Annotated in this window: 2 tRNA genes and 3 rRNA genes; all 5 read left to right on the top strand. The window is 55.8% G+C overall.

Annotation, left to right across the window (positions count from 1 at the left end):
• Positions 1–71 precede the first annotated feature (71 nt).
• Positions 72–1,609 (top strand): 16S ribosomal RNA (locus tag D7X30_RS41245).
• A 210-nt stretch (positions 1,610–1,819) separates the two neighbouring features.
• A tRNA-Ile gene (locus D7X30_RS41240) sits at positions 1,820–1,896 on the top strand.
• A gap of 55 nt (positions 1,897–1,951) precedes the next feature.
• Positions 1,952–2,024, top strand: a tRNA-Ala gene (locus D7X30_RS41235).
• A gap of 292 nt (positions 2,025–2,316) precedes the next feature.
• A 23S ribosomal RNA gene (locus D7X30_RS41230) occupies positions 2,317–5,283 on the top strand.
• 181 nt (positions 5,284–5,464) lie between these two features.
• Positions 5,465–5,581: ribosomal RNA gene (gene rrf, locus D7X30_RS41225) — 5S ribosomal RNA — on the top strand.
• The 16S, 23S and 5S rRNA genes sit together here with 2 tRNA genes alongside, the layout of an rRNA operon.
• The last annotated feature ends 56 nt before the right edge of the window (positions 5,582–5,637 follow it).

Below are 5,637 nucleotides of genomic sequence, written 5' to 3'. Positions count from 1 at the left end.
GCCGACGAATCAGCGAGCCGAGACTCCTTAGCCGGGTCTCGGGGAACGCCGGTTCAAGCAAACCAAGAATACAATTGGAGAGTTTGATCCTGGCTCAGAACGAACGCTGGCGGCGTGCCTAACACATGCAAGTCGAGCGCGAATAGGGGCAACCCTTAGTAGAGCGGCGCACGGGTGCGTAACACGTGGATAATCTGCCTGGATGCCTGGGATAACCAGTCGAAAGATTGGCTAATACCGGATAAGCCCACGGTTTCTTCGGAGACTGAGGGAAAAGGTGGCCTCTGTATACAAGCTATCACAACCAGATGAGTCCGCGGCCCATCAGCTAGTTGGCGGGGTAATGGCCCACCAAGGCAACGACGGGTAGCTGGTCTGAGAGGACGATCAGCCACACTGGAACTGAGACACGGTCCAGACTCCTACGGGAGGCAGCAGTGGGGAATTTTGCGCAATGGGCGAAAGCCTGACGCAGCAACGCCGCGTGTGTGATGAAGGTCTTTGGATTGTAAAGCACTTTCGACCGGGACGAAACCGTAAAGCCTAATACGCTTTGCCTTGACGGTACCGGGAGAAGAAGCACCGGCTAACTCTGTGCCAGCAGCCGCGGTAATACAGAGGGTGCAAGCGTTGTTCGGAATTATTGGGCGTAAAGCGCGTGTAGGCGGCTTTGCAAGTCGGGTGTGAAAGCCCTCAGCTCAACTGAGGAAGTGCGCCCGAAACTGCAGAGCTTGAGTGCCGGAGAGGGTGGCGGAATTCCCCAAGTAGAGGTGAAATTCGTAGATATGGGGAGGAACACCGGTGGCGAAGGCGGCCACCTGGACGGTAACTGACGCTGAGACGCGAAAGCGTGGGTAGCAAACAGGATTAGATACCCTGGTAGTCCACGCCGTAAACGATGAGAACTAGGTGTCGTGGGAGTTGACCCCCGCGGTGCCGTAGCTAACGCATTAAGTTCTCCGCCTGGGAAGTACGGTCGCAAGACTAAAACTCAAAGGAATTGACGGGGGCCCGCACAAGCGGTGGAGCATGTGGTTTAATTCGACGCAACGCGCAGAACCTTACCTGGTCTTGACATCCTCGGAATCCTTCAGAGATGAGGGAGTGCCCGCAAGGGAACCGAGAGACAGGTGCTGCATGGCTGTCGTCAGCTCGTGTCGTGAGATGTTGGGTTAAGTCCCGCAACGAGCGCAACCCTCGCCTTTAGTTGCCACGCAAGTGGATCTCTAGAGGGACTGCCGGTGTTAAACCGGAGGAAGGTGGGGATGACGTCAAGTCCTCATGGCCTTTATGACCAGGGCTACACACGTGCTACAATGGCCGGTACAGAGCGCTGCAAACCCGCGAGGGGGAGCTAATCGCAGAAAACCGGTCTCAGTTCAGATTGGAGTCTGCAACTCGACTCCATGAAGGAGGAATCGCTAGTAATCGCAGATCAGCACGCTGCGGTGAATACGTTCCCGGGCCTTGTACACACCGCCCGTCACACCATGGGAGTCGATTGCTCCAGAAGTCATCTCACCAAGAGATGCCCAAGGAGTGCTCGGTAACTGGGGTGAAGTCGTAACAAGGTAGCCGTAGGGGAACCTGCGGCTGGATCACCTCCTTTCTAAGGAGACCGGGCATCGGACTCACCCTTCGGGGGAGTAGGCGATGCCAGCAGCCTTCGGGCTGTCAGGTCTGACTAGGTCAATGTTTCCGGTAAACAATCCATTATGAACTTCGGGCTTGCTGTTTGGTTTTGAAGGACTGAGCGAAGGTGGCTCGGCTCTTTGAGAATGAAGGACGCTGTAGGGTTCGCCGATGCTTTAGCCCCCCTGGGCCTATAGCTCAGCTGGCTAGAGCGCGCGCCTGATAAGCGCGAGGTCGGTGGTTCAAGTCCACCTAGGCCCACCACTCTTCTCCCTCGCTGGAGGGAAGCGAAAGAGTGACTGGTGCTGACGCGAGAGTCGGGGCTGTAGCTCAGCTGGGAGAGCGCCAGCTTTGCAAGCTGGATGTCGTCGGTTCGAACCCGATCAGCTCCACAAGTTTCCTGGAAGTCGCAGGGACGTTCTTTGACAAGTGCATACGAAGGGTAAGTTGCAATTTCTGCTGAGTGAAGTTCTCAACAGAAGTGCCGACTTCGAAATGAGTCTCACCAGGCGCCGCGAGGCAGCCGGGTGGGGCAAAAGCGAAGTCTCCCACACAAGAAGAAGCAGTGAGAAACAGCAATAAAGAATGTCTTCCGGGCCTGCTAGCGAAGAGCAGAGGTCTGGGCCTTGGTCTCCGAGTTTCGAAAATCCGCCGGGAGGCGGGCATTAGACAAGAGATTAGGGCAAGTAAGCTACTAAGGGCGTGCGGTGGATGCCTAGGTGCCAAGAGGCGATGAAGGACGTGGGTGGCTGCGAAAAGCTTCGGGGAGTTGCCAACCAAACGTTGATCCGGAGATGTCCGAATGGGGAAACCCAGCGCGGCGAATAGCTGCGTTACTGCAAACTGAATTCATAGGTTTGCAGAGCAAACCAGGGGAAGTGAAACATCTCAGTACCCTGAGGAAGAGAAAACAATGAGTGATTCCCAAAGTAGTGGCGAGCGAAATGGGAAGAGGCCAAACCAACGTCATGCAAATGGCGGTGGGGTAGCGGGTCCGCGGTAGGACTCTGGAGGGCTAGTGGAAGCGTCCTGGAAAGACGCACCAAAGAGCGTGATAGTCGCGTACACGAAAGCCAACTGGAGCTGAGCGGGTTACCCAAGTAAGACGGGACACGTGCAATCCTGTCTGAATCTGCCGGGACCATCCGGTAAGCCTAAATACTCCTTGGCGACCGATAGTGAACAAGTACCGCGAGGGAAAGGTGAAAAGAACCCCGGTGAGGGGAGTCAAAAGAACCTGAAACCGCATGTCTACAAGCAGTTCGAGCACTACGGCGCAAGCCAGTGCGAGAGCGTACCTTTTGCATCATGATTCGGCGACTTAATATACGTAGCGAGGCTAAGCCGTTAGGTGGAGCCGGAGCGAAAGCGAGTCCGAATAGGGCGCTAAGTTGCGTGTATTATAACCCGAAGCGGGGTGATCTACACATGGCCAGGTTGAAGTGCGGGTAACACCGCATGGAGGACCGAACTCATGAAAGTTGAAAATTTCTGGGATGAGCTGTGTGTAGGGGTGAAAGGCCAATCAAACTCCGTGATAGCTGGTTCTCCCCGAAAGATATTTAGGTATCGGCTCGGGCAATTCAATGCCGGAGGTAGAGCACTGAAACGGCTAGGGGTCTCACCAGATTACCAAACCGTATCAAACTCCGAATGCCGGCAATTGTTATCCCGGGACGCAGTCAGTGGGTGATAACGTCCATTGGCAAGAGGGGAATAACCCAGACCGACAGCTAAGGCCCCCAAATCTAGTCTAAGTGAACACTAGAAAGGATGTGGCAGGTCATTGACAACCAGGAGGTTGGCTTAGAAGCAGCCATCCTTTAAAGAAAGCGTAATAGCTCACTGGTCAAGACAGGCCGCGCCGAAAATGTAACGGGGCTCAAGACTAGTGCCGAAGCTTCGGGTCACACACGTCAGGCGTGTGTGGCGGTAGGGGAGCGTCCCAGTTGCAGCGAAGGTGGACTGAAAAGGCCGCTGGAGCGACTGGGAGTGCTGATGCCGAAATGAGTAGCGATAAAGGGGGTGAGAAACCCCCTCGCCGTAAACCCAAGGTTTCCTGGGTCAAGTTAATCTTCCCAGGGTTAGCCGGGTCCTAAGCCGAGGCCGAAAGGCGTAGGTGATGGCAAGCAGGTTAATATTCCTGCGCCATCTTGCAGACGTTGAACTGAGGGAGGACGGAGAAAGCTAGGCGAGCTGACCGGTGGTTGTGTCAGTCTAAAGGCGTAGGGGTGTCGCGTACGAATAAAGGCGCGGCAGTCATCCCCGAGACCCCATGGCGCCCCGCAAGGGGTAAGTCGCTGATGCTCGGCTTCCAAGAAAAGTCCCGCAGGGAGTCTGCAGGGTGTCCGTACCGCAAACCGACACAGGTGGGTGAGGAGAAAATCCTAAGGCGCTTGAGAGAACTCTCCTCCAAGGAACTAGGCAAATTTCCACCGTAACTTCGGAAGAAGGTGGGCCTCTGGTAGGTGTAGGCGTACAGCCGAAGCCGAGAGAGGTTGCAGAGAAATGGCGGTAGCGACTGTTTACCAAAAACACAGGACTCTGCGAAGGCGACAAGCCGACGTATAGGGTCTGACTCCTGCCCGGTGCTGGAAGGTTAAGGGGATTCGTCAGCCGCAAGGCGAAGCGATGATCCGAAGCCCCAGTAAACGGCGGCCGTAACTATAACGGTCCTAAGGTAGCGAAATTCCTTGTCGGGTAAGTTCCGACCTGCACGAATGGAGTAACGACTTCCGCACTGTCTCGGAGAGGGACTCAGCGAAATTGAAATAGCTGTGCCGATGCAGTTTACCCGCAGCAAGACGGAAAGACCCCGTGAACCTTTACTACAACTTGACAGTGACACTAGGGATTGGCTGTGTAGGATAGGTGGGAGCCTTTGAAGCCGGGCCGCTAGGTTCGGTGGAGGCAACGGTGAAATACCACCCTGCTGATTTCTGGTGTCTAACCACGTCTCGTAAGCCGGGACTGGGACACTGTCTGGTGGGTAGTTTGACTGGGGCGGTCGCCTCCCAAAAAGTAACGGAGGCGCGCGATGGTTCCCTCAGCCCGATTGGAAACCGGGCGTCGAGTGCAATGGCATAAGGGAGCTTGACTGCGAGACCGACAGGTCGAGCAGGTGCGAAAGCAGGTCATAGTGATCCGGTGGTCCTGAATGGAAGGGCCATCGCTCAACGGATAAAAGGTACTCCGGGGATAACAGGCTTATCTCCCCCAAGAGTTCACATCGACGGGGAGGTTTGGCACCTCGATGTCGGCTCATCGCATCCTGGGGCTGGAGCAGGTCCCAAGGGTTTGGCTGTTCGCCAATTAAAGCGGTACGCGAGCTGGGTTCAAAACGTCGTGAGACAGTTTGGTCCCTATCTGCTGTGGGCGTAGGATACTTGAGAGGCTCTGACCTTAGTACGAGAGGACCGGGTTGGAGGCACCGCTGGTGTACCAGTTGTCTCGCCAGAGGCATCGCTGGGTAGCCATGTGCCGATTGGATAACCGCTGAAAGCATCTAAGCGGGAAACCGACCTCAAGACCAGGTATCCCGGGCGCAAGCCCCTGAAGACTCGTGGAAGACTACCACGTTGATAGGCTGGGTGTGTAAGCGCGGTAACGCGTTAAGCTAACCAGTACTAATAAGTCGAGAGGCTTACTTCCCCCATTCTCTTGCATGCCCCCTCAAGGGGAGTAAGGGACTCGGGGCCAAGGCCGAGGCCAGGACGCCACTAGCGCGTCCGCCCGGAAGGCAGCTGTTTCAATTGCTTCTTCGACTTCTCGAAGAGGCTTCACTCAAGCGGAAGCTTGCAACTTACCCTTCGTATGCACCGTCATTCGCTTTTCCGGTGGCAATGTCGGAGGGGTCACACCCGTTCCCATCCCGAACACGGAAGTTAAGCCCTCCAGAGCCGATGGTACTCCGCGGGAAACCGCGTGGGAGAGTAGGTCGCTGCCGGATTCTTTTTGAAAGCCCCTGACGCCGAAAGGCGCCAGGGGCTTTGTCTTTGCGGGCTT

Origin of the sequence: Corallococcus sp. AB011P, assembly GCF_003611605.1 — a bacterium.
In the GTDB taxonomy this organism is placed as follows: domain Bacteria; phylum Myxococcota; class Myxococcia; order Myxococcales; family Myxococcaceae; genus Corallococcus; species Corallococcus coralloides.
Note: the sequence above shows the minus strand (reverse complement) of the source record. Positions and strands in the feature narration are given on the sequence as shown.